We start from the raw sequence: 20,719 nt of genomic DNA on the forward strand, positions 1-20,719 counted from the left end.
CGACGTGCACAGCAACACAGTGGCTGCGGTGAACCGCAGCCGCGATCCGAGGGAGGGACACCATGCCGAAGCGATCATCGTCAAGGATCAAGGACGAGGAGCTCTACGAGAGCCTGCGTGAGGACGGCGCCTCGAAGGAGAAGGCGGCCAGGATCGCGAACGCGGCCGCGCGTGACGGCCGATCGAAGGTGGGCCGCCGCGGCGGCGGCGCGGAGGACTACGAGGAGCGGACGGTGCCGGAGCTGCGCGAGCGCGCGAGGGAGCTGGGCCTCAGCGGCTATTCACGCCTCCGGAAGCCGGAACTGATCCGCAAGCTCCGCGAGCACTGACCGCGGCGGCCCCCGGCCGGTCGCGCGGCGCCTCAGCTCTCCGGCGTGAAGTCCAGCGCGACGGAGTTCATGCAGTAGCGATTGCCGGTGGGCGTGCCGAAGCCATCGGGGAACACGTGCCCGAGGTGGCTGCCGCAGCGGGCGCAGCGCACTTCCGTGCGCTCCATCCCGAGCGAGTGGTCCGGCAGCAGCTCGACCGCTTCGGGCCGTACGGCATCATAGAAGCTCGGCCAGCCGCAGTGCGAGTCGAACTTCGTGCCGCTCCGGAACAGCTCGTTGCCGCAGGCCGCACAGGCGTAGAGGCCTGCGCGGTCCTCATCGAGCAGTTCGCCCGTCCAGGCGCGTTCGGTCGCGGCCTGGCGCAGCACCGCGTACCGCTCCTCGCCGAGCTCTGCGCGCCACTCTTCATCGGACTTCTCGACCTCATACCCCATGCGCCCCAGTGTACGCCGCCCCGCGGCGTGCCCACTGAGCCGTGCCCGCAGCTAGAGCACGGCGAGCAGCTCGGGGTCCGCGGCCTCCCGCACCGCGGCGCGTGCCGTTTCCGGCGAGGCGGCTGCGCGCGCTGCGGCTGCCAGCCGCTCGCAGTGCTCCAGGGTGTGCGTGCGGAGCGCGAGGCGCACCCCTCGCGCCTTGCCCGCAGCCATCGACAGGCTCGACACGCCGAGGCCGACGAGCACGAGGGCGAGCAGCGGATCCCCGGCGGACTCCCCGCACACTCCGAGCGGCTTTCCCGCCGCCCGGGCGCCCGCAGCGGCGGCAGCGATCACGTCGAGCACGGCCGGCTGCCACGGGTCGAGCAGCTCCGAGAGCTCGCCCTCCATGCGGTCGGCCGCCATGGTGTACTGCGCCAGGTCGTTCGTGCCGAGGCTGCCGAAATCCACCTCGGCGAGCACCTGCTCGGCGCGCAGGGCGGCCGCGGGCACCTCGATCATCACACCGGCGCGCTCCAGTCCGCTTGCCCGGACGCGCTCGGCGAACCACCGCGCCTCCTCGGCGGTGGCGACCATCGGCGCCATGACCCGCACATCGGCGCCCGTCTCGTGCGCCGCCGCCGCAAGGGCCTGCAACTGGGCGTCCAGCAGCTCCGGGCGCGCCTGTGAGAGACGCAGCCCGCGCCGTCCGAGCGCCGGATTCTCCTCCGCGCCGAGATCGGCGAAGGCGAGCGGCTTGTCGGCGCCCGCGTCGAGGGTGCGCACCACCACCCGGCGCGAGCCGAAGGGCGCGAGGACGCGGCGGTAGATCTCCGTCTGCTCCTCGACCGTCGGGGCGTGCTGCGCCGAGAGGAAGACGAACTCGGTGCGGAACAGCCCGACGCCCTCCACATCGGCGGCGCCCGCGAGCTCCGCGTCCTCGACCCCGCCGATGTTGGCGAGCAGCGCGACGGCGTGCCCGTCAGCGGTGCGACCGGGGCCGCTGACATCGGCCAGCGCCCGCTCGCGGCGTTCCCGCCGCTCAAGCTGCGCCGCGACCGCGTCCGCATCCGGGTTCAGGACCACCTCGCCGGAATCGCCGTCGAGCGACACGAGCGTGCCGCCGGGGATCTCGGTGGCGCCGTGGGCCTGCACGACGGCCGGGATGCCCATCTGGGCGGCGAGGATCGCGGTGTGGCTGGTGCGCCCTCCCGCGGCGGTGACGATCCCGAGCACCCGCGAGCGGTCGAGGGTCGCGGTCTCGGCGGGGGCGAGATCGTGCGCGACGATCACGCTCGGCTCCGAGAAGTGCGGGACGCCGGGGGCGGGCTCCCCGAGCACCGTCGCGATCGCGCGCGAGCCGACGTCGCGCAGATCGGTGACGCGCTCCGCGAAGTAGCCGCCGAGGGCCTCGAACTGCGCGGCGAACTCGTCGATCGCGCTCGCGATGGCGGTGGCGGGTCCCTGCCCCTCGCCGAGGTGCTTCGTGACGGCGCGGTGCAGCGAGCGGTCGCGCGCGATCATGGCGGTGGCCTTCAGCACGTCCCGGGCCGCGTCGTCGGCGGTCGCGGCGCGGCCATCGAGGGTGTCGGCCACCCCCATGAAGGCCGCGATGGCCTGCTCCGCGGCCGCAGCCGGGTCCGCGGCCGGCGGCTCGTCTGCCGGGGGAGCGACCGGCGCCGCGACCTGCACGACGGGCCCGTGCGCGGAGCCGGAGCTCACGCCGATGCCGCGGAGCACCCGCCCGGGCGATCCAGCCGCCCGGCCCGGCGCGTCGCCGCTCGCGTCGCCGGCCGCGGTCACTGCGCGTCCAGGTCCGTGGCGAGCAGCTCTGCGAGCCGGTCGAGGGCGGCCTCGGCCTCGGGACCCTCCGCCGTCAGCACGACCTCCTCGCCGTGCTTCGCGCCGAGCGCCATGACGCCGAGGATGCTCCCGGCGTCGACCGAGGCCTCGCCGGGGCGCCCGATCTCGACGTCCAGCCCGGTCTCGCCCACGGCCTCGACGAACAGCGAGGCGGGGCGGGCGTGCAGCCCGACGGACGATGCGATGGTGACGGTGCGGGTAGCCATGATGTGCCTCCTAGGGATCCGTGGTTCCAGGCTAACTCGCCGCGACGGCGAGCGCAGGGGTGTTCTCGCGTCGCCGGGCGGCGAGCGACTTGAGGGCGATCACGATGAGCGCCGTGATCACCACGCCGATCGCGAGCGCCAGCACGAAGAGCAGCGGCTGCCCGATGAGGGGCAGCACCCAGATGCCGCCGTGCGGGGCGCGCAGCGTCGCGCCGAAGAGCATCACGAGCCCGCCGGTCACGGCGGAGCCGATCGTGGAGGCGATGATGATGCGGATCGGGTCGGCGGCGGCGAAGGGGATCGCGCCCTCGGAGATGAAGGAGGCGCCGAGCAGCCACGCCGCCTTGCCGTTCTCGCGCTCGGGAGCCGAGAAGAGCTTGGGCCGCACGGCGGTGGCGAGCGCGAGGGCGAGCGGCGCGACCATGCCGGCGGCCATCACCGCCGCCATGATCTTCAGCTGCGGCGCATCCATCGCCGTCCCCGCCGCGGAGAGGCCGGCGGTCGCGAAGCCGTAGGCGACCTTGTTCACGGGGCCGCCCAGGTCGAAGCCCATCATGGCACCGAGGATCAGGCCGAGCACGAGCACGCCGGCGCCGGTGAGTCCGTTCAGCCCGTCGTTCATCGCCTCCATGAGCGCGGCGATGGGGCGGCCGAGCACGGTGATGAAGAGGCCGACGGTGATGAGGGTCGACAGCAGGGGGATGACGACGACGGGCATGACGCCGCGCACGCCACGGTGCACCTTCCAGCTTGCGATCCAGCGTGCGACGAAGCCGGCGAGCAGGCCGGTGACGATGCCGCCGAGGAAGCCGGCGTTCATGGTCGTGGCGATGGCGCCGCCGACGATGCCGGGGACGAGGCCCGGCCGGTCCGCGATCGCGAAGGCGATGTAACCGGAGAGGATCGGGACGAGGAAGCCGAAGGCGGCGGCGCCGATCACATAGGCGAGCGCGGCCCAGGCGGTGAGGCTCGCCGGGTTGAAGTTCTGCGCGATGTTGTAGGCGTCGTCGCCGGTGAGGCTGTACTTCACGATCTCGATGGCGCCCTGCTCGCCGAGTGCGATCTGGGCGAGCATGAAGGAGATCGCGATGAGGATCCCGCCCGCGGCGACGAAGGGGATCATGTAGGAGACGCCGGTCATGAGCCACTGGCGCAGGCGGGTGCCGACGCCGACGCGCTCCTCGGATTCCTCGCTGCGTGCGGCGGCCTCTGCGGGGCCGGCCGCGGCTCCGTCGGCTGCGGCGGACGCGGCGCGGGAGGGATCGGCATCCCATTCCGCGGCGAGCTGCGCGGCCTGCGCGAGGAGCTGGGGGCCGTCCGAGATGGCGCGCTTGACTCCCACGTCGACGGTGGGCTTGCCCGCGAAGCGGGCTCGGTCCTTCACCTCGACGTCGTGGGCGAAGATGACGGCGTCGGCATCGGCGATCTGCGCCGCGGTGAGCGGCGTCGAGCCCGCGGATCCCTGCGTCTCGACGGCGATCTCATGCCCGGCCTCGCGCGCGGCCGTCTCGAGCGCCTCAGCGGCCATGTAGGTGTGGGCGATGCCGGTGGGGCAGGAGGTGACGGCGACGAATCGCAGGCGCCGGGCGGGTGCCTCAGGGGCGGCGTGGGCGGCGTCGGCGGCGGGGGCCACCTCCGCGGCGGGATCGGCGTCCGAGGCGGGCTCGGCGGCGGCTTCGGGCGCGGCGTGCGCCGCTGCCGGCTGGGCGGGCGCCGTCGCCTCCGCCTCGGGGAGCGAGACGTGCTCGTTCACGATTGCGACGACCTCCGCGGGGCTCGTCGCCGCGAGCAGCGCGGAGCGGAAGTCCTCGCGCATGAGCGCCCGTGCGAGCTGGGGCAGCACCTGCATGTGCGCGTCGCCGCCGTCGGCGGGGGCGGCGATCAGGAACACGAGGTGCGCGGGGCCGTCCTTGGCGCCCCAGTCGATCCCCTCGGCGATCCTGCCGAAGACGAGCGAGGGCTCGGTGATGGCGGCGCTGCGCGCGTGCGGGATGCCGATGCCGCCGGGCAGGCCGGTCGCCATCTTCGATTCCCGCTCGCGCACGTCCGCGAGGAACGCGTCGAGGTCGGTGCAGCGGCCGGTCGCCAGCAGGCGCTCGGCCAGGGCGCGGGTGGCGTCGTGGCGGTCCGATCCGGTCAGATCGAGCACCACCTGCTCTTCGCTGATCAGTGGCATGTCGATTCCTTTCAGGGGCGTTTCTGGTGAGACGGTGTCAGTCGGTGAGCGGGAGCTCGCGATCCGGTTCGGGGGAGCGGGTCACCTGGACGGCGGCCACCGCGGCCGGGCCGGGCACCTCGGTGCCGGGCAGCCGCACGGCGGCGACACCCCAGGACACGCCGCGTGAGAGCGCCTCGGCGGGGGCCTCGCCACGGTCGAGTCCGAAGAGCAGGCCGGCGAGCATGCAGTCGCCGGCGCCCACCGTGGACACGGGGTCGCTGATGACGGCGGCCGCGTGCACTTCGCCGGTGCGGCTCGCGAGCAGGGCCCCGTCGCGGCCGAGGCTGACGGCCACGTACCGGATCCCGCTCGCCACCAGCTCGCGGGCACTGTCGATCACGGCGCCCATGGTGCGCAGTGGACGGCCGACGAGCTCTGCCAGCTCTTCGCGGTTGGGCTTGATGAGGTCCGGGGCTGCGGCGACGGCGGCGGCGAAGGCCGGGCCGGAGGAGTCGATGGCGAGCAGCGCGCCGCGGCTGCGTGCCTCGCGGATCAGCGTCGCGTAGAAGGTGTCGGGCACTCCGGGAGGCAGGCTGCCGCAGCCCGCGATCCAGCGGCCCTCGTCCGCTCCGTCGAGCGCGGCGGCGAGCAGCGCCTCGGCCTCCGCTTCGCGGAGCCGCGGCCCGGCCTCGTTGAGCTTGGTGGTGGTGCCGTCGGGTTCGAGCACGCTGACGTTCATGCGCACGCTGCCGGAAATCGGCACGATCCGCGTCGCGACCCCGGTCTGCCGCAGCAGGGCCTCGAAGAGCGCGCCCTCGGGCCCGCCGGAGGGGACCGCCACGACCGGTTCGGCGCCCATGGCGGCGAGGGCCCGCCCCACATTGACGCCCTTGCCGCCCGGGTCGACCCGCGAGGAGTGTGCCCGGAGCACCTGGCCGCGGTCGAGGGCGTCGACGGTGATCGCGCGGTCGACGCTGGGGTTGGGTGTGAGGGTGGTGATCACGCGAACACCACCTCCGGCCCGGCGGCGCGGATCGCCTCCGCCGTGTCGGGATCGAGGCCGCCATCGGTGATGACGCGGTCGATCTGCGCGAGCTCGGCGAAGCGGTGCAGGTGCGCCTCGCCGGCCTTCGCCGAGTCGGCGAGCAGGACCGTGGTGCGGCAGGCGCGCACCATCGCGCGCTTCGTGGCGGCCTCGATCTGGTCGGGGGTGGTGAGGCCGCGCTCCGCGTCGAAGCCGTTCGCGCCGATGAAGCCCAGGTCGATGGTCAGCTCGGCGAGGGCGTCGATCGTCCAGCGCCCGACCGCGGCTCCGGTGAGCGAGCGGACCTGCCCGCCGAGCTGCAGCAGCGTGATCCCCGGTTTCGCGGCCAGCGCCGCGCAGATCGCGGGGCTGTTGGCGACGACCGTCAGCTCGGCGTCGCCGGGGAGGGCCTGCGCGAGGGCGAGGGTGCTGGTGCCCGCGTCGAGCAGCACGGTGCCGCGCTCGGGCAGTTCGGCGAGGGCGCGCTGTGCGATGCGGCGCTTCTCGGCCGCGCGGCGGCCGATGCGCTCGGCGAGGGCGAGCTCGGGGCGTTCGGTCTCGGCGGGGATCGCGCCGCCGTGCACCCGCTTGAGCAGTCCGCGGCGCTCGAGGGCGGTGAGGTCCCGGCGGATCGTCTCGGCGGTGACGTCGAGCTGCTCGGCGAGCCCGCTCACCTCGACGCGGCCGAGGGATCGGGCTGCGTCGAGGATCAGCCGGTGTCGTTCTGCGGCGTACACGGCACTCTCCCGTCGTCGGTCGATGATTGTTCCCCATATTGACACACAAACGGGTAGAAACAAAACAAAACCAACATCCGGATGTAACCGAGTTGCGCTAGGGAGCGGGTGCGCCGATCAGCCGAGGACTTCGGCTTCGAGCCGCGCGAAGCTCGCCTCCATGCCCTCGGCCATGCCGGTGGCGAGTGCCGCCTCCCGCACCTCGGCGCTCGGATAGGTGATGAGATACGCGACGAGGGTGCCGCCCTCGGAAGCGGTCAGGGTGAGCTCGTTCAGCGTCTCCGGCCTCGATGCCCCGTCCGGGTCGCTCGGGGAGACCATGCGCTCCGTGCTGACGAGCCGCTGCGGCGGCGCCGCCGAGACCACGGAGCCCACGAAGCCGAAGCTCTCCCCGCTCTCCAGATTGCGCCACTCGCTGCGCAGCGCCGTGCCGGGTTCCGCGCCCGTCTCGCAGACGGTCATCTCCCAGCCGTCGGGGCCGAGCTGCCAGCGGCGCAGCAGCGCCTCCTCCGTGAAGGCTCGCCACACCTCGGGGAGAGCGCCCCGCACGACGCGGGAGACCCGGGCCTGGGTCTCGCCGATGAGCTGCGTCTCGGTGCCGGCGCCGGCCGCGAAGGAACTGAGGTCTGCGAGCACCGCGTCGATCTGCCCCATCGCGGCGCGCATGCCCTCCATCATGCCCATCGCCTGCAGCTGCTCCAGCTCTTCGAGGGAGCTGAAGTACGTGGTGGTCGTCAGCCGCGAGCCGAGGGCCGTCTCCGCGAAGTCGAAGGTCATGCGCATGCTCGGCAGTTCCGTGTTCGGCTGACCGCCCTCCGCGGCGAAGCCGTCGCGGACCTCGAAGGAGCGGCCCTCCTCGACCGAGACCCACTCCCAGTAGCCGCAGCTGCGCTCGCCCTCCGGGCCGGTCATGCAGTACTGGGAGAGTCCGCCGGGGAAGCCGTCGTGGCGGGTGAAGACGGCCGGGAAGGTCGGCGGGCCCCAGAAGCGCTCGATCTGGCGGGGATCGAGGTAGGCGTCCCAGAGGCGGCGCACCGGGACGGTGAAGTCGGCGACCACGGTGAGCGTGAGCGCCTGCGGGTCGGTGTCTACGGAGGCGATGGGCATGAGCTGGCCTTTCGGTGTGGTCGATCGCCGGTGATCGAGGGCGGTGAAGGGTGGGCGGTGATGGCGGGTGGCTGGGAAGCCGATGGGGTCGGTGAACGGCGGCCGGTGGTTACTCGTCGCGCTCAGCCGCTGGCGAGCGCGGCGAGCTCTGCGGCGAGGTTGGCGCGGGCGCGGGACTCCCAGAGGTTCCGGGCCGCCTCGGTGCGGTAGACGGCGGGGCGATCGAGATAGCCGCGCAGGATCTCGGATCGGCCCCGGGCGAAGTCCGCTGCGGGTACGTGTGCGTACTCGGTGCGCACCGCCTGCGAGTAGCGCTCGTAGCGGGCCTTCGAGGCGGCGAAGATCGCGAGGTCGGCGTCGAGCAGCAGGGCGAGGGGGTGCTCGGGATCCTGGACCGCCCTGGCGGGAGCCGTCTCGGCGACGAAGGCCGCCACGCGCTCAGCCAGCGCCGCGTCGAGTCCCGCCGAGTCGAGCGCCTCGCGGGCGAGCCGCGCCGAGGCTGCTTCGTCGTCGGCGGCGCCGGAGTAGACCGCGTCGTGGAACCAGGCCGCCAAGAGCGTTTCCGGTGGGACGCGCTCGCCGCGGGTCCCGAGCTGGTCGAGGGCGAGCAGCACGTCTTCGAGGTGCTCCTCGCTGTGGTAGCTGCGGTGGGGCTCCGCCCAGCGGGCGAGCAGATCCTCGCCGAGCCGAGCCCACGCGTCCGTGCGGGCCGGCCGCACGCCGCACGCCGGGCCGAGCTCGGCCCACTCCGCGGCGAGATACTGGCGCCGCCGCACCGGGGCCATCACGGGCCGGTCCACCTGGCGCACGCGCTGACCCGAGTCGCGCAGCGCCTGCAGCACCTCGCGCGCGGAGACGGGTCTCGCCCCCAGGGCGATCGCCCGCTCGGTGAGCGAGGCGGGCACGTCGTAGTGGTCGAGGTCGAAGCCTCTGCGAGGGATCCCGAGTCGCTTCGCGAAGGCGTGCAATTCGGCGGCGTCGCGGTCGGAGACGAGGTGGCTCCAGACGGTGCCGTGGGCGGGCCACGTCGGCGGATCGATCAGGATCGTCACGAGCGGGACTCCTCCGCCGCGAGGGGCGGATGCGTCGCCGTGCCGGCCGGCGGGGCCGGCGCCGCGCTCCGCGGCGAGCCGCTGGCCTCGGACGCCTCGGCCTCCTCCGTCATCCCCGTCGCGAGCGCGCGCGCGTGCGCCACGACGGTCGCGCGTCGGGTCTCCCACTCCATGGTCCCGCCGACGACGGCAGATCCGAGGTTCCCGAGCTCGCACCAGCCGACCGCGAGCGCGATCAGGCTGAAGAGCAGATGCTCGGCGCGGCCGCGGTCGAGTGCGGGCAGCGCCGTGAGGATCCCGTCCACCTTGTGCGCGCAGACCGGGCGGCGCTGCTCGATGGCGACGGCGGCGTCCAGCTCGAGGCTCTCCCACAGCAGCAGCCGCGGTAGTTCGGGGTGCCGCTCGCATCGGTCGAGCAGCTGCGCAACGAAATCACCGATCGCCTCGGCTCCGGTGCCGGTGACGTCGAGGCCGTCGAGCAGCCCCGCCAGCTCGTGTCCGAGCACCGCGGCGAAGAAGGCGCGCTTGTCGCCGAAGTAGCGGTAGATGCGCTCCTTGTTCACGCCCGCGTCGGCGCCGATCGCCTCGATCCGGGCGCCCGCGAAGCCTGCCGCGGCGAACTGCCGGGCTCCGGCGAGCAGCAGCTTCCGCTGCGTCGCGTCGGTGTCCCAGGCCATGCAGGGATCCTAGCAAGTCCAACCGGCCGGTTGCCGAACTCCAAACGAACGGTTGCAGATGTTGCGGCGGATCGCTACGCTGCAAAATGCAACCGAATGTTTGGAGATCACATGATGCCTTCCCCGACGCCCGCGGCAGCTCAGACGCCCCGGATGCCCTCGACGCCGCCGATGCCCCCGGCGCCGGTGCGCATGATCGTGACCTGGATCGGGATCTTCCCGCTCGTCCTGCTCGCCCAGTGGCTGCTGCGGCCCCTCACCGCAGCGTGGCCGCTCGTGCTCTCGACCGGACTCACCCTGGCCGTGGTGGTGCCGCTCGCGGTGGGCGTCGTGATCCCGACCCTGTTCCGGGTCCTGGGGATGCTGCGCCGACGCCGCGCGGAGACGACCGCCGCGTGAGAGCCGTGGTGCTCGGCGCCCGTGGTGCCGTCGGGCGCGAGGCCGTCGCCGAGCTCTGCACGCCCGGCGAGGCCGCCGGGCGGCTCGGTGCGCCGCTGCTCAGCCGCTGAGCGCGCCCAACAGGAGCGAGAGCCCGAGCGCCGCGACGAGCACGTTCCCCGCGAGCAGCGTGAGACGCGTCACGCGGCGCGGCAGACGCGCCGACAGCAACGCGCCCGCGCCGACCAGGACGAGCTGCCACAGCAGCGAGCCGAGCAGCACCCCGGCCGTGAAGGCGATCCGGGCGTCGGTCCCCGCCAGCAGCTCGCCGGAGCCCGCGGCGATCGCCGCGAAGTACAGCAGCGTCAGCGGGTTGACGAGCGTGAGGGCCACGAAGGCGAGATACCGGCGCATGCGCCGGGGCGGCGCGACGGGCCCGCGGGCGGAAGCGGTGCCGGGCGCGGGGGCGGGATCGGTGCCGGGATCCGGTGACCCGGGATCCACGGCGGTTCCGGAGCCGGGACCCGGAACCGCAACCCCGGCTCCGGGGTCCCCGTCGGGCGCGGCACGCCGGGCACGCGCGAAGCCGAGCACCGCGATCGCGATCACCGCGACGCCGCCCGCGACGGCGGGCCAGGGCGCCAGGGCGCGGATCGCGGGAGCGGCGAGCGCCCCGAGCGTGACCGCGAGCGCGCAGTAGAGCGCGTCGACGGAGGCGACGCCGGCAGCCGCAGGCCAGCCGTGAGCGAAGCCGTGCCGCAGGCCGGTGGCGAACAGCAGCGCGCCGACCGCGCCGAGCGGGAGCGCCAGGGCGAGCCCGGCCACCAGCCCGGCGGAGAGCGCAGCCGCGAGATTCATGCCTTCAGCATGCGGACCCGGCCCGCCTCACACAGAGAGGTGCGTGGTCAGAGCAGTATGATTCGTGGTGTGGACGCCATTGACGAGCAGATCATCGCTCTCCTGCGAGAGGATGCTCGGCGTGCCTACAGCGCGATCGGACGCCAGGTGGGGCTCGGCACCAACGCCGTCTCGGCGCGCGTGCGGCGGCTGCGCGAGGCAGGCGTCATCACCGGCTTCACCGTGCTGCTCGGCGAGGCGCGCGCCGAGGGGCCGGCGGGCATCGAGGCCTTCGTCGATGTGCGCTTGCAGGCCGATCGCGACTCCGAGGAGTTTCTGCGCTGGGCGCACACGGCACCCGGCGTGCTCGACGCGGTGCACGTCACCGGTCCCTACGACTACCTGCTGCGCGTGCGTCTGCGCGACACCGCCGCGCTCGACCGGCTGCTGCGCCTGCTCAAGCGCGAGGGCGGCGCCGCCCAGACCCAGACCCGCCTCGCTCTGCGCTGAGGCGGAGGCCCTCCTCCGTCACGCGCTCCCTCCCGGTCTCGCGGTCCGTGGCACCCGGGTGCCGCGCGATGCGCGGGGATGCGCCGCGACTCCCTCGCGCGGGGGAGGAAGATCGCACGTCCGGCCGATGCGGCGCGAGTTCAGTGCTGCTTGGCTGGAACCGGGGCGGCGTGAGCGCGCGGCCTAGCGGGGCGAATAGGGAGGCATCGGCATGGGGAGACCACGACCGTTCGGCGCGGTGAGCGCCGAGGTGAGCGCGCTCGCCGGCCGGGCGCGCGCGCCGCTCGCGGTGTCGCTGCGGAGCGGCGAGCGCGGCTGGTGCCGCACGGCACGCCCCGGCGTGGCGGCCGGCGACCGCTTCGAGATCGGCTCCGTCAGCAAGGTGCTCACCGGCACGCTGCTCGGAGTGCTGGCCGAGGCGGGCGAGGTGGACCCCGATGCCCCGGTCGACGAGGTGACGGGGGAGCGCCTGCCCTGGCGGGATCGCGCCCCCTCGCTCGCGGAGCTCGCCACGCATCACTCCGGCTTGCCGAACACGCCGCCGCGCCTCGGGCCGCGAGAGGCCGTCGGGGCGCTCGGGCTGAGCAGGCGCGACCCGTGGCGGGGCGTGAGCCCGGCCGCCTACCGGGTGGATCTGTCGCGCGCGGCAGCGCGGGCGCGCGCCGACGGAGGCTTCCGCTACTCGAGCATGGGCATCGGCCTGCTCGGTGACGCGCTCGCCGCCGCGAGTGGCCGGCCCTTCGCAGAGCTGATCCGCGAGCGCCTGCTGCTCCCGCTCGGCATGACCCGCACCGGCCTCGACCGGCCAGAGGGCGGTGCGGACGCCGTCTCCCGTCCGCACAACCGCCGCGGCATGCCGATGCCCTACCTGCGGGATCACATGCCGGGGGCGGGCATGTTCGCGTCGTCGCTCGCCGATCTGGAGCGCCTGCTCGACGCCGTGCGAGATCCCGGCGCGACGCCCCTCGCGGCGGGAATCCGGAGCGCGACCGCCGTCCAGCGCGCGGCCGGGCCCGGGCTGGGCGTGGGCTACTGCTGGCTGATCCGCGAGGCCACTGCACCCGGCGGCTCCGGCCCGGCACCGACGGGGGAGCCGGTGCTCCTGCACGACGGCGCCACCTGGGGCTCGCAGGCGCACGTCTCCGTCGGCCTCGCCACCGGACGAGCGGTTGCGGCGATGTCGGCCATCTACCGCGACCTCGACGGTTTCGCGACGCGGTTCCTCGGCGAGGGGGCCGCCGGGCGCTGATCCCTCCCGGGGTGCGGCGCACTCCTGCCGGGATCAGTGCGAATCCGCAGGGACCCCGATCCGGATCCCGGTCCCGCCCTCAGACCCGTTCCCGTCCGGCCTCCCGCCGCCCCCGCATCGCGAGCAGCGCCGCCGGGATCCCGAGCGCCGTCAGCGCCGTCACCCCGAGGATCAGCCACTGCGCCGAGGCGAGCGGCGAGTCACCGCCGAAGGCGAGCAGATTGCCGGCAATCGCGCTCGTCAGGGTGAAGGCGACGAGCTGCGTCGTGCTCACCGCGGCGGCCGCCTTCGCACCCTCGGCCGGGTCGTCGCTCGCGCGCATCGCCGCCACCGAGAGGTGCGGGTAGGCCATGCCCACGCCGGCGCCCGCGAGGAACAGCAGCACCGCCCAGATCGCCAGGTCCGCCCAGCCCGCGTCGGCGCGCTGCAGCAGCCCGTAGGCCGCGAAGCCCGCAACCACCACGACCGGCCCCGTCCGCACGCGGGCGCGCGCCATGCGCTCGCCCGCGCTCACGCTGAGCACCTGCGCGGTGGTCCAGCCGACGGAGGGCGCGGCGCCCAGGATCCCCGCCACGATCGGGCTGGCTCCCGCGAGCTGCTGCCCGAAGAGCGGGATGAAGTTCTCGGCGGTGATCCCGGCGCACAGACCCGCCACCGTCAGGTACACCCACTTCAGCGGGTTGCCGCGGACGTAGGCGAGCCGCGGCAGGACCCCGTTGGGGTTGCGTGCGTCGAGCGCGAAGAAGAGGAGCAGCAGGGCGAGCGCGCCCGCGATGGTCAGCGGGATCCACGCGCCGCTGAGCGTGGAGCTCAGGCTCAGCAGCGCGGCGGTGACGGCGAGCGCCACGATCGAGGGGAACGGAATGGGGGTGCGCGCGGGCTGCTCAGGCCGCTCGCGGGGGAGTGCGCGCGCGGTGACGAAGACGAGCAGGATCGCGACGCCCGCGAGCGCCGCGAAAGCCGCCCGCCACGCGCCGAACTGGGCGAAGAGGCCGCCGAGTGCGGGGCCGAAGAGCGTGCCCACGCCGAACATGGCGGAGACCAGGCCGGTCGCGCGCGTCCACAGCTCGGAGGGGAGCACCGCGCGGATGGTCGCGAAGCCGAGGCCGGTGAGGAGCCCCGCGCCGAGCCCCTGCACGGCGCGGCCCGCCACGAGCAGCTGCATGGCCGGGCTGCACGCCGCGAGCGCGGTGCCGGCGGCGAACACGAGGTAGGCGATGACGTAGGAGCCGCCGCTGCCGCGCGCGCCCAGCACGCGCCCGGTGAACATGGTCGCCGTCACCGCGGCGATGAGGTAGGCCGTGGACGCCCAGGCGTAGAACTGCCTGCCGCCGAGCTCGGCCACGACGGAGGGGAGCAGGGATGCGGTGAAGTAGAGGTTCATCGCGTAGAGCGCGACGCCGCCGGCCATGACGATCACCGCCGTGCGGTGGGGCTTCGCGAAGAGGGCGCCCCAGCTGGCGGCGGGCGGGGCAGGTGCGTCCCCGGCGGACCCGGCGCTGGGCTCCGCATCCCCGGTGACGGCCTCCGGGGATGCGGGCGAGGCCTCGACGGTGCCGGTGTCGGTGTGCTTGTCGGAAGAGTGTTCACGCATGTCCGCTACGCTAGAACTTCAAGTCCACTTGAAGTCAAGGAGGCTGGGATGCGCCGTTCGCCCACCGATCTGCTGACCGTGGGGGAGGTGGCGAGCCGCGCCGGCATCGCCCCGAGCGCGGTCCGCTACTACGAGCAGCAGGGGCTCATCGCGGCGACGCGCACCGCCGGCAATCAGCGCCGCTACCCCCGGCACGTGCTCCGCCGCATCGGCATCATCGTCGCGGCGCGCAGGTTCGGGATCCCGCTCTCGGAGCTGCAGGAGGTGTTCGCCGCCCTGCCTCACGACCGTATGCCGGGCAAGGCCGACTGGCGGCGGATCTCGCGCGGCTGGCACGACCGGCTCGAAGCGCGGCGGCGGGAGCTGGAGCGGCTGGAGGAGGAGCTGATCGGCTGCATCGGCTGCGGATGCCTCTCGCTCGGCACCTGCCGGGTGCTCAACCCCGGCGACGTGCTCGCCGAGGAGGGACCCGGCGCGCGGCGGCTGCCCGAGGCGGGCCCGGGCGGGGAAGCGCGCGGACGCGGATCAGCCGCGCCGTCCCTCCCGCGGGGCGTCGACGCTCCACGCCTCGGCGGGGCGGGTGATCGCCTCGGCCCAGGTGCCGCCGCGCCACGCGAAACGGGCGACCGCGCAGGTGGGCATGCGGTCGATGCCGCCGGAGGAGAGCCGGTGGGCGAGGCCTGAGATCCCCGGGTCGTGCGCGACGAGCAGCACCCCGTCGACGTTCGCGGCGGCAGCGGTGGCGAGCAACGTCTCTGCTGGGGCCAGGTAGAGGGCCTCATCGAACTCCACGGGGATCCCGAGCGCAGCGCCGAAGTGCTCGGCCGTGCTGCGCGCCCGCTGCGCGGTGCTGCTGAGGACGCGCGCGATCCCGAACGCGTCGGGGTCCGCGTCCCGTGCCACCGCGAGCCTCGCCGCCAAGACCGGCGCGTCGCGCTCGCCACGGGCGTTCAGCGGGCGGTCGTGGTCGCGCAGGCCCGGCTCGCCCCAGTCGGACTTGGCGTGCCGGACGAGGATGAGCTGCGGCATGACGCTCCTCTGCGTGCTGGGCGTGGGACGGCGGTTCGATCCGCCCCACCCAGCCTAAACGGCTCCGCCCGCCGGCGGCGCCCAGGGCACACGAGCGGGCGTGCACCATCGGGGTTCCGTCAATCGCGGGCGGCATGTTTGCGCTGCCCGCGAACCCAGGGCCGGGAGAGGAGGAGAATCGAGGTGGGCGCGGCGCGAATGCCCGGGCCCTTCGCACTGCCGAGGAAAGAAGGAACGCATGCGCGCTGTTCGACTGACCGACTGGAAGACCTTTCCCGAACTGCAGGAGATCGAGCGGCCGAAGCCGGGGCCCGGGGAGGTGCTGCTGAAGGTTGCGGGCGCGGGTGCGTGCCACAGCGATGTGTCGCTGTTCGCCGAGTTCGACGCCTCGATGGGGCTGCCGGGGTTGCAGCCGCCCTACACGCTCGGCCACGAGAACTCGGGCTGGGTGGAGGAGGTGGGTGAGGGCGTCACCGGCTTCACGAAGGGCGACGCCTACCTCGTCTACGGTCCCACGGGCTGCGGCCGCTGTGCTGCGTGCGCGCGCGGCGAGGAGACCTACTGCGAGAACGCGGCCACGAACCCGGCGCAGGGCGTCGGGCTCGGCCGCGACGGCGGCATGGCCGACTACGTGGTCGTGCCCGCCGGGCACCTGATCCCGCTGGGCGACGCGGATCCCGTCGCCGCGGCCCCGCTCGCCGATGCCGCGCTCACCCCGTATCACGCGATCAAGAAGGCGCTGCCGGTGCTGAACCGGGGCGGGGCGACGGCGCTCGTGGTCGGCCTCGGAGGGCTCGGCCAGATCGCCGTGCAGATCCTGCGGGCGCTCACCGGGGCGACGGTGATCGCGACCGACATGAAGCAGTCCGCGATGGACGCGGCCGCTGCGCGCGGCGCCGTGACGGTGCCGGGCGGCGACGACCAGGCGGCAAGGATCCGCGAGGCCACCGGCGGTCGCGGCGTGGATGCGGTCTTCGACTTCGTCGGCGCTGCTCCCACGCTGAAGCTCGCCATGTCGGTCGTTGCGGTGGGCGGCCGGGTGCAGGTCGTGGGCATCGCGGGCGGCGTGGTCGAGTGGTCGTTCTTCACCGCGCCCTACGAGTCGGTGCTGACCAGCAGCTACTGGGGCTCGGTGTCGGAGCTGCACGAGGTCGTCGCCATGTACCGCGCCGGCCAGATCGAGCCTGACATCCAGCGCTTCCCGATGGATCAGGCGCTCGACGCCTACCGCCTGCTCCACGAGGGCAAGCTCTCCGCCCGCGCCGTGGTCGTCCCCCACGCCGCCTGACCCCGCTCACGTGGGCGGACCTTCCTCGCCGGTGCGGGGAGGGCCGCCCGCCTGGGGCGACCCGCCTGCGTCCGGGAAGCCCCTGAGCGGGCGTTTATATTTCGGCGCTCAATGACGCTGTCGTGCGGGCGGCGTGGGGAGTAGGCTGCACGGCATGGCTGCCCGGCTCTCCGAGATCGTGATCGATGCGCGCGACCCGCAGCGGCTCGCGCAGTTCTGGTGCGAGGTGCTCGGCTTCACGGTGCTCGAAGCGGACGACGACGGCGTCGAGATCGGCCCGGAAGCGGGCTTCGGCGGGGTTCAGCCGACGCTCGTGTTCGTTCCGTCCGTGGCTCCCAAAACCGGGAAGCTCCGCCTGCACTTCGACATCAACCCGACCGACCGCGATCAGAACGCCGAACTCGACCGCCTCCTCGCGCTCGGTGCGCGGCTGGCCGACATCGGCCAGGGCCCCGAAGTGTCCTGGCACGTCCTCCAGGACCCCGAAGGCAACGCGTTCTGCCTCCTCCGCCGCCGACTCGGCTGACATTGCTTGCGCACCAACTGCCGCAAAGCGCTGGCGGGGACTCGGGGTCCGCATGCGCGCGAATTCGAAAGGAGGAGGTGTGCAACGGCATTGGTGGAGGGGTGTTGCGCGGGTGCCGGGCAGGTGCCTTAGGTGCCTGTTCTGGTGGCAAGCGGGGAGATGCTCCGACAGGTTTCATGTGAGTTGCGTTGAGAAGTAGCTGCGGAGATAGTCCCGAAGAGCCGGGTCACAGACATAGATGTACGTGCCGAGTATTCCGCGGGTCAAGAGCACCGTGTAGATGTTCTTGACGTACCGCAGGAGGTCCTCGTCGCTGAAGGTGAGTCCGAGCTTCGGATTGTTCTCACGGCCCTTCTTGTCGTGATAGTTGGCGCGGTTGAAAACGATCCTTTTGGACGCGATGTCATACGTGAGGTCGTTGCCGAAAGTGACGCCAGCGTAGTTGAGGTCGTACCCCTGGACCGTGTGGATCGACCCCATCTCCTCGATCGAACCCGGGCTATTGATCCAGTCCCGTTGCGTGGTGTTCCAGCGAAGGCGCTCGCCGCAGATCTCAATGTCGAACGCCTCCTTGTCTCGCTTGCTCCGCCAAGGCCACGCGTACCCGGCCACCAGCCTTGAGAGGCCGTGTTCTTCCTCACGCAGCAGGATCTGTCGCCGCATCTCTCCGAAGTCCGAGAAGAGTCGGAGATCGTACCCTTCGAATGAAATCCTGCTCTTCGGAGGCTCGTCGCTGAGGACGGATCGAACGTAGCCGACGTAGTCCTGCCCGCCCGAGATCCGCATTTGCGAGTGCAGCGGATAGATGCGGCCAGTCAAGGAGGCTTCGTTCACGAGTGCGCGCGTCGTCTCCGGCGAAAGGTCCGCAGGACGCACGCTCTGGCCTGCGTCGAGCATCAGTATCGTGTGTGTGCTCTGCTTCCTGATCCAGTCCAACTGAGTCAGCTGAAGGTCGTCCTGACCGAAGAGCTTGCGATTGATTTCAGCGAACTTCTGGTTCAGGGGGCCCGAGGCCTGGTTTGCGCGCCGATTCAAACGGTGAGCCTCGTCGACGATGAGCAGGTCAAAAGGCTCCTCGCTCTCACCGACGCCGTAAGGGGTGAGGACGAGGTCTTTGCTGAGACCAGGGGTCAGAGAAAAGACCTTGGCGATGGACTCGCGAAGCGACTGCTGAGGCACGACGATTCCGACCTTCAACGTTTTCAGCAAGTCCGCGTGACCCGGTGTGAAGAAGTCGCTGAATATCGAGTCGCTGTCGATGGGCTCTTTCGGATCGTGTCCCCGGATGTCCTCCAGCAGCTTCAGGAGGTAGATCGCGACCACCGTCTTGCCGGTTCCAGGGTTGCCATGCACGATGACCGTGCTCGAAGTGCCATGCTCGAGGTCTGCGAAGAGCCCCTCGAGAATGTCCTCGACCGCGATTGCCTGGTCGTGATTCAGCGCTTTGAAGGGTGAGAGCTTGAAGAGATCGCTGTTGATGATCTCGGGCAGGGTCCGCTGAAACAGATGTTCTTGGGTGCGGAGATGCTCGAATACACCGTGGAAGGCCTGCTGATAGGTCTCGCGGTTGTAGTAGTCGGAGTCCGTGATCCCCGCGTTGTGGTTAAGAACCTTCAGGTAGCCGTCCCCGGAGAACATCCTGATGAGGAACGACTCAAGGTCAAGGCATGCCGACTTGTTGAAGGTGTCATCGAGGACCACACGGAACCACTCGAGGTCTCTCTTCTCGGGAGAATCGAGATGCTGACGCATCCGTGCTTCGACGTTGAGCGATTCCCCCACGTATACCTCGCGATGGCTGTTGAGAATGTAGACCACGGGCCAGTTCCGGTGCCGGGGATCGACCGCGCCCCAGGCGCGTACACTCTCAGCAGTAAAGGGGAGACGTTCGACCTCAGAGGCGGTCATACTTAGTGCTCCTGCCTCGGGCATCAGCCGCCGGGTATTTCACCCGCGTCTTCTCGAGTTTCTGAAGCACGATCTCGTCGGGGTCGAGACCTAGCCGATCTGCGAGAAGCAGGCAATAGGTCAATACATCGGCCAGTTCGTCCTCAGCTGAGCCAAGGCCCGAGTCGTCCCATTGAAAACACTCGAGAAGTTCACCCGCTTCGATGCTGATGCTCTTTGCCAGATTCTCCGGCGTATGGAACTTCCCCCAGTCGCGCTCGGCAACGAACTCTCGAAGCGCAGTGCGGACAGGCTTCTCATGCATGCTTCTTAAGTTAGCACCGCGGCAAGCACTCGGTGGAGTGGCGTCGGGTGCAGCGCTGCTGAGACCGAGCCCCTGCCGGTCGACGATACTGGGCGGGCGGGAATCTCTGGGTACGGCTTGGCAGTGGGGCTTGCGGTGCTCGCGCTGCAGCTGGTGCCCGAACTCGACCGCCTCCTCGCGCTCGGCGCGCGGCCGACCGACATCGGCCAGGGCCCGAAGGCAACGGAGTACTGCCTCCTCCGCCGCCGACTCTGTTGAGCGGCCCTGCGCACCAACGGCCGCAAGAGCGCTAGCCGGGTTGTGGCACCGGGGAGAGGATTGTGAGGCGGCGCCGAATCCGGTCAATGTCGGTGGTCGGAGGTACGTTGGAGCCATGAGCAGCCTCGAACTCTACACCTCTCACGATGGCACCGTCTCGCTTGAAGTCCGGGCCGACCACGACACCGTTTGGCTCACACGTCAGCAATTGGCAACGCTGTTCGGGCGTGACGTGAAGACCATCGGTAAGCACATCGCAAACGCGAGGCGGGAGGAACTCGAGGGCGTGGCAGTTGTCGCAAAATTTGCGACAACTGCCACCGACGGTAAGACATACCGGGTCGAACACTACAACCTCGACCTCGCCCTTTCCGTCGGCTACCGTGTCAAGTCGCCCGAGGGCGTGTACTTTCGTCGGTGGGCAACGGACGTTCTCCGCCGGTACCTTCTCGAAGGTGTGGCCGTGAACGAATCACGATTGCGAGAGCTCGGTCAGATCGTGCAGATTCTCTCCCGTTCCAGCGATGAGCTGGTTGCAGGGGTTGCCGATGTGTTGGCGGAGTACCTCCCCAGCCTCACCCTGCTGCGCGACTACGACGAGGGCAGCATCGACACCGCGCCCTGTGTCGTTCCCGGATGGACGCTCACTCTCGACGAAGCCCGGTCGGTCATCGCGCACGTTGCTGACGAGTTTCCCGATGACGGCTTGCTCGGCAGAGAGCGTGGCGATGCGCTCGGCGGCGTGGTCGGCGCGATCTATCAGGGTTTCGACGGGCAGGATCTGTACCCGACAGTCGAAGAGAAGGCGGCGAACCTGCTGTACCTGGTGGTCAAAGACCATCCGCTCTCGGACGGCAACAAGCGCAGCGCGGCGGCACTGTTCATCACCTTCCTCGCTCGTAACGGAATGCTGGCGAGCAATAGCGGCGCCCCGTGCATTGCGAATAACACGCTCGCCGCGATTACCCTCATGGTCGCAATGAGCGACCCGAAGGAGAAGGACCTCATGATCGCCCTGCTGATTCGCATGATCACGGGGCGTGCCGCGTGAGCCGTATTCGATGGTCTGACCGCTGAACACTGTGCCGAAAGTGTCAGCTTCGACACGAGCGGGTGACTTGCTGAATGAGCGCCCAGGCGACTCCGCCCCAAGTCCGTTTCGGGATACTGACAGACGGCACCGTTCCTGGGCTGAGTTCGGCGCAGTCAACGAGGAGCGGATGGCACTGGGGTGCCACGGGGTCGGCACCGGGGGGTGACGCGCGGGAGGTG

The 20,719-nt window shown here is 71.6% G+C and carries 21 protein-coding genes and 2 pseudogenes; 9 read left to right on the plus strand and 14 right to left on the minus strand.

Annotated elements, in window-relative coordinates; all coding sequences use genetic code 11:
• The first annotated feature begins 62 nt into the window (after nucleotides 1–62).
• Nucleotides 63–329, plus strand: coding sequence for a DUF7218 family protein (locus tag B4915_RS13990; RefSeq protein WP_105806438.1), 267 nt, complete (start codon nucleotides 63–65; stop codon nucleotides 327–329).
• Nucleotides 330–361: 32 nt separating this feature from the next.
• Here the strand turns inward: B4915_RS13990 and msrB are convergent, their stop codons facing one another.
• The 9 genes from msrB to B4915_RS14035 form a co-directional block, all read right to left on the minus strand.
• A complete protein-coding gene (gene msrB, locus B4915_RS13995) occupies nucleotides 362–763 on the minus strand; it encodes a peptide-methionine (R)-S-oxide reductase MsrB (protein ID WP_105806439.1) in 402 nt (133 codons plus the stop codon).
• 51 nt (nucleotides 764–814) lie between these two features.
• Nucleotides 815–2,545 (minus strand): phosphoenolpyruvate--protein phosphotransferase, encoded by a 1,731-nt coding sequence (gene ptsP / locus B4915_RS14000; RefSeq protein WP_105806440.1) that lies wholly within the window; start codon nucleotides 2,543–2,545, stop codon nucleotides 815–817.
• Nucleotides 2,542–2,811 carry an HPr family phosphocarrier protein gene (locus B4915_RS14005; RefSeq protein WP_105806441.1) on the minus strand — a complete coding sequence of 90 codons (270 nt, stop codon included), beginning with the start codon at nucleotides 2,809–2,811 and terminating at the stop codon, nucleotides 2,542–2,544. Before B4915_RS14005 ends, ptsP begins: the two co-directional genes overlap by 4 nt.
• Before the next feature lie 31 nt (nucleotides 2,812–2,842).
• Nucleotides 2,843–4,987, minus strand: a complete 2,145-nt coding sequence (locus B4915_RS14010) for a PTS fructose transporter subunit IIABC (RefSeq protein ID WP_105806442.1) — start codon at nucleotides 4,985–4,987, stop codon at nucleotides 2,843–2,845.
• Nucleotides 4,988–5,024: 37 nt separating this feature from the next.
• A complete protein-coding gene (gene pfkB / locus B4915_RS14015; RefSeq protein WP_105806443.1) occupies nucleotides 5,025–5,972 on the minus strand; it encodes a 1-phosphofructokinase in 948 nt (315 codons plus the stop codon).
• Complete coding sequence (locus B4915_RS14020; protein WP_105806444.1) at nucleotides 5,969–6,730, minus strand: DeoR/GlpR family DNA-binding transcription regulator; 762 nt, start codon at nucleotides 6,728–6,730, stop codon at nucleotides 5,969–5,971. The genes pfkB and B4915_RS14020 overlap by 4 nt, the downstream gene beginning before the upstream one ends.
• A gap of 117 nt (nucleotides 6,731–6,847) precedes the next feature.
• Complete coding sequence (locus B4915_RS14025; protein WP_105806445.1) at nucleotides 6,848–7,837, minus strand: SRPBCC family protein; 990 nt, start codon at nucleotides 7,835–7,837, stop codon at nucleotides 6,848–6,850.
• Between the two features lie 122 nt (nucleotides 7,838–7,959).
• Entirely contained in the window at nucleotides 7,960–8,889 is a 930-nt protein-coding gene (locus tag B4915_RS14030; RefSeq protein ID WP_105806446.1) for a DUF4031 domain-containing protein, read from the minus strand.
• The gene (locus tag B4915_RS14035) at nucleotides 8,886–9,566 is read right to left on the minus strand and encodes a TetR/AcrR family transcriptional regulator (RefSeq protein ID WP_105806447.1); all 681 of its coding nucleotides are present in this window, start codon (nucleotides 9,564–9,566) and stop codon (nucleotides 8,886–8,888) included. The genes B4915_RS14030 and B4915_RS14035 overlap by 4 nt, the downstream gene beginning before the upstream one ends.
• A 153-nt stretch (nucleotides 9,567–9,719) precedes the next feature.
• Between B4915_RS14035 and B4915_RS14040 the strand changes: the two genes are divergently transcribed.
• On the plus strand, nucleotides 9,720–9,965 hold the full coding sequence (locus B4915_RS14040; RefSeq protein ID WP_105806448.1) for a putative antibiotic biosynthesis monooxygenase: 246 nt from the start codon (nucleotides 9,720–9,722) through the stop codon (nucleotides 9,963–9,965).
• A gap of 99 nt (nucleotides 9,966–10,064) precedes the next feature.
• Here B4915_RS14040 and B4915_RS14045 read toward each other — a convergent pair whose 3' ends face one another.
• Nucleotides 10,065–10,802, minus strand: coding sequence for a LysE family transporter (locus tag B4915_RS14045; RefSeq protein WP_105806449.1), 738 nt, complete (start codon nucleotides 10,800–10,802; stop codon nucleotides 10,065–10,067).
• Nucleotides 10,803–10,871: 69 nt separating this feature from the next.
• Here B4915_RS14045 and B4915_RS14050 point away from each other — a divergent pair, with 69 nt between their 5' ends.
• Nucleotides 10,872–11,291 carry an Lrp/AsnC family transcriptional regulator gene (locus B4915_RS14050; RefSeq protein ID WP_105806450.1) on the plus strand — a complete coding sequence of 140 codons (420 nt, stop codon included), beginning with the start codon at nucleotides 10,872–10,874 and terminating at the stop codon, nucleotides 11,289–11,291.
• 211 nt (nucleotides 11,292–11,502) lie between these two features.
• Nucleotides 11,503–12,540, plus strand: coding sequence for a serine hydrolase domain-containing protein (locus tag B4915_RS14055; RefSeq protein ID WP_105806451.1), 1,038 nt, complete (start codon nucleotides 11,503–11,505; stop codon nucleotides 12,538–12,540).
• Nucleotides 12,541–12,619: 79 nt separating this feature from the next.
• Here the strand turns inward: B4915_RS14055 and B4915_RS14060 are convergent, their stop codons facing one another.
• Entirely contained in the window at nucleotides 12,620–14,134 is a 1,515-nt protein-coding gene (locus B4915_RS14060) for an MFS transporter (protein WP_146120124.1), read from the minus strand.
• 48 nt (nucleotides 14,135–14,182) lie between these two features.
• On the opposite strand from B4915_RS14060, the pseudogene soxR reads away from it, so the two are divergent.
• Nucleotides 14,183–14,611 (plus strand): annotated as a pseudogene (gene soxR, locus B4915_RS14065) (redox-sensitive transcriptional activator SoxR); the annotation flags it as partial.
• A 48-nt stretch (nucleotides 14,612–14,659) separates the two neighbouring features.
• Here soxR and B4915_RS14995 read toward each other — a convergent pair.
• A complete protein-coding gene (locus B4915_RS14995; protein ID WP_105806452.1) occupies nucleotides 14,660–15,163 on the minus strand; it encodes a SixA phosphatase family protein in 504 nt (167 codons plus the stop codon).
• 238 nt (nucleotides 15,164–15,401) lie between these two features.
• Between B4915_RS14995 and B4915_RS14075 the strand changes: the two genes are divergently transcribed.
• Complete coding sequence (locus B4915_RS14075) at nucleotides 15,402–16,451, plus strand: NAD(P)-dependent alcohol dehydrogenase (RefSeq protein WP_105806453.1); 1,050 nt, start codon at nucleotides 15,402–15,404, stop codon at nucleotides 16,449–16,451.
• Nucleotides 16,452–16,605: 154 nt separating this feature from the next.
• Nucleotides 16,606–16,977, plus strand: a complete 372-nt coding sequence (locus B4915_RS14080) for a VOC family protein (RefSeq protein WP_105806454.1) — start codon at nucleotides 16,606–16,608, stop codon at nucleotides 16,975–16,977.
• Between the two features lie 174 nt (nucleotides 16,978–17,151).
• Here B4915_RS14080 and B4915_RS14085 read toward each other — a convergent pair whose 3' ends face one another.
• Both B4915_RS14085 and B4915_RS14090 read right to left on the minus strand, forming a co-directional pair.
• On the minus strand, nucleotides 17,152–18,885 hold the full coding sequence (locus B4915_RS14085; protein WP_105806455.1) for a DUF2075 domain-containing protein: 1,734 nt from the start codon (nucleotides 18,883–18,885) through the stop codon (nucleotides 17,152–17,154).
• Nucleotides 18,872–19,189 (minus strand): nucleotide pyrophosphohydrolase, encoded by a 318-nt coding sequence (locus tag B4915_RS14090; protein ID WP_105806456.1) that lies wholly within the window; start codon nucleotides 19,187–19,189, stop codon nucleotides 18,872–18,874. The genes B4915_RS14085 and B4915_RS14090 overlap by 14 nt, the downstream gene beginning before the upstream one ends.
• Nucleotides 19,190–19,348: 159 nt before the next feature.
• Between B4915_RS14090 and B4915_RS15045 the strand changes: the two are divergent.
• Nucleotides 19,349–19,447: pseudogene (locus B4915_RS15045) on the plus strand (VOC family protein); the annotation flags it as partial.
• Nucleotides 19,448–19,562: 115 nt separating this feature from the next.
• A complete protein-coding gene (locus tag B4915_RS14100; protein ID WP_105806457.1) occupies nucleotides 19,563–20,498 on the plus strand; it encodes a virulence RhuM family protein/type II toxin-antitoxin system death-on-curing family toxin in 936 nt (311 codons plus the stop codon).
• The last annotated feature ends 221 nt before the right edge of the window (nucleotides 20,499–20,719 follow it).

The organism is Leucobacter massiliensis (assembly GCF_002982315.1).
In the GTDB taxonomy this organism is placed as follows: domain Bacteria; phylum Actinomycetota; class Actinomycetes; order Actinomycetales; family Microbacteriaceae; genus Leucobacter; species Leucobacter massiliensis.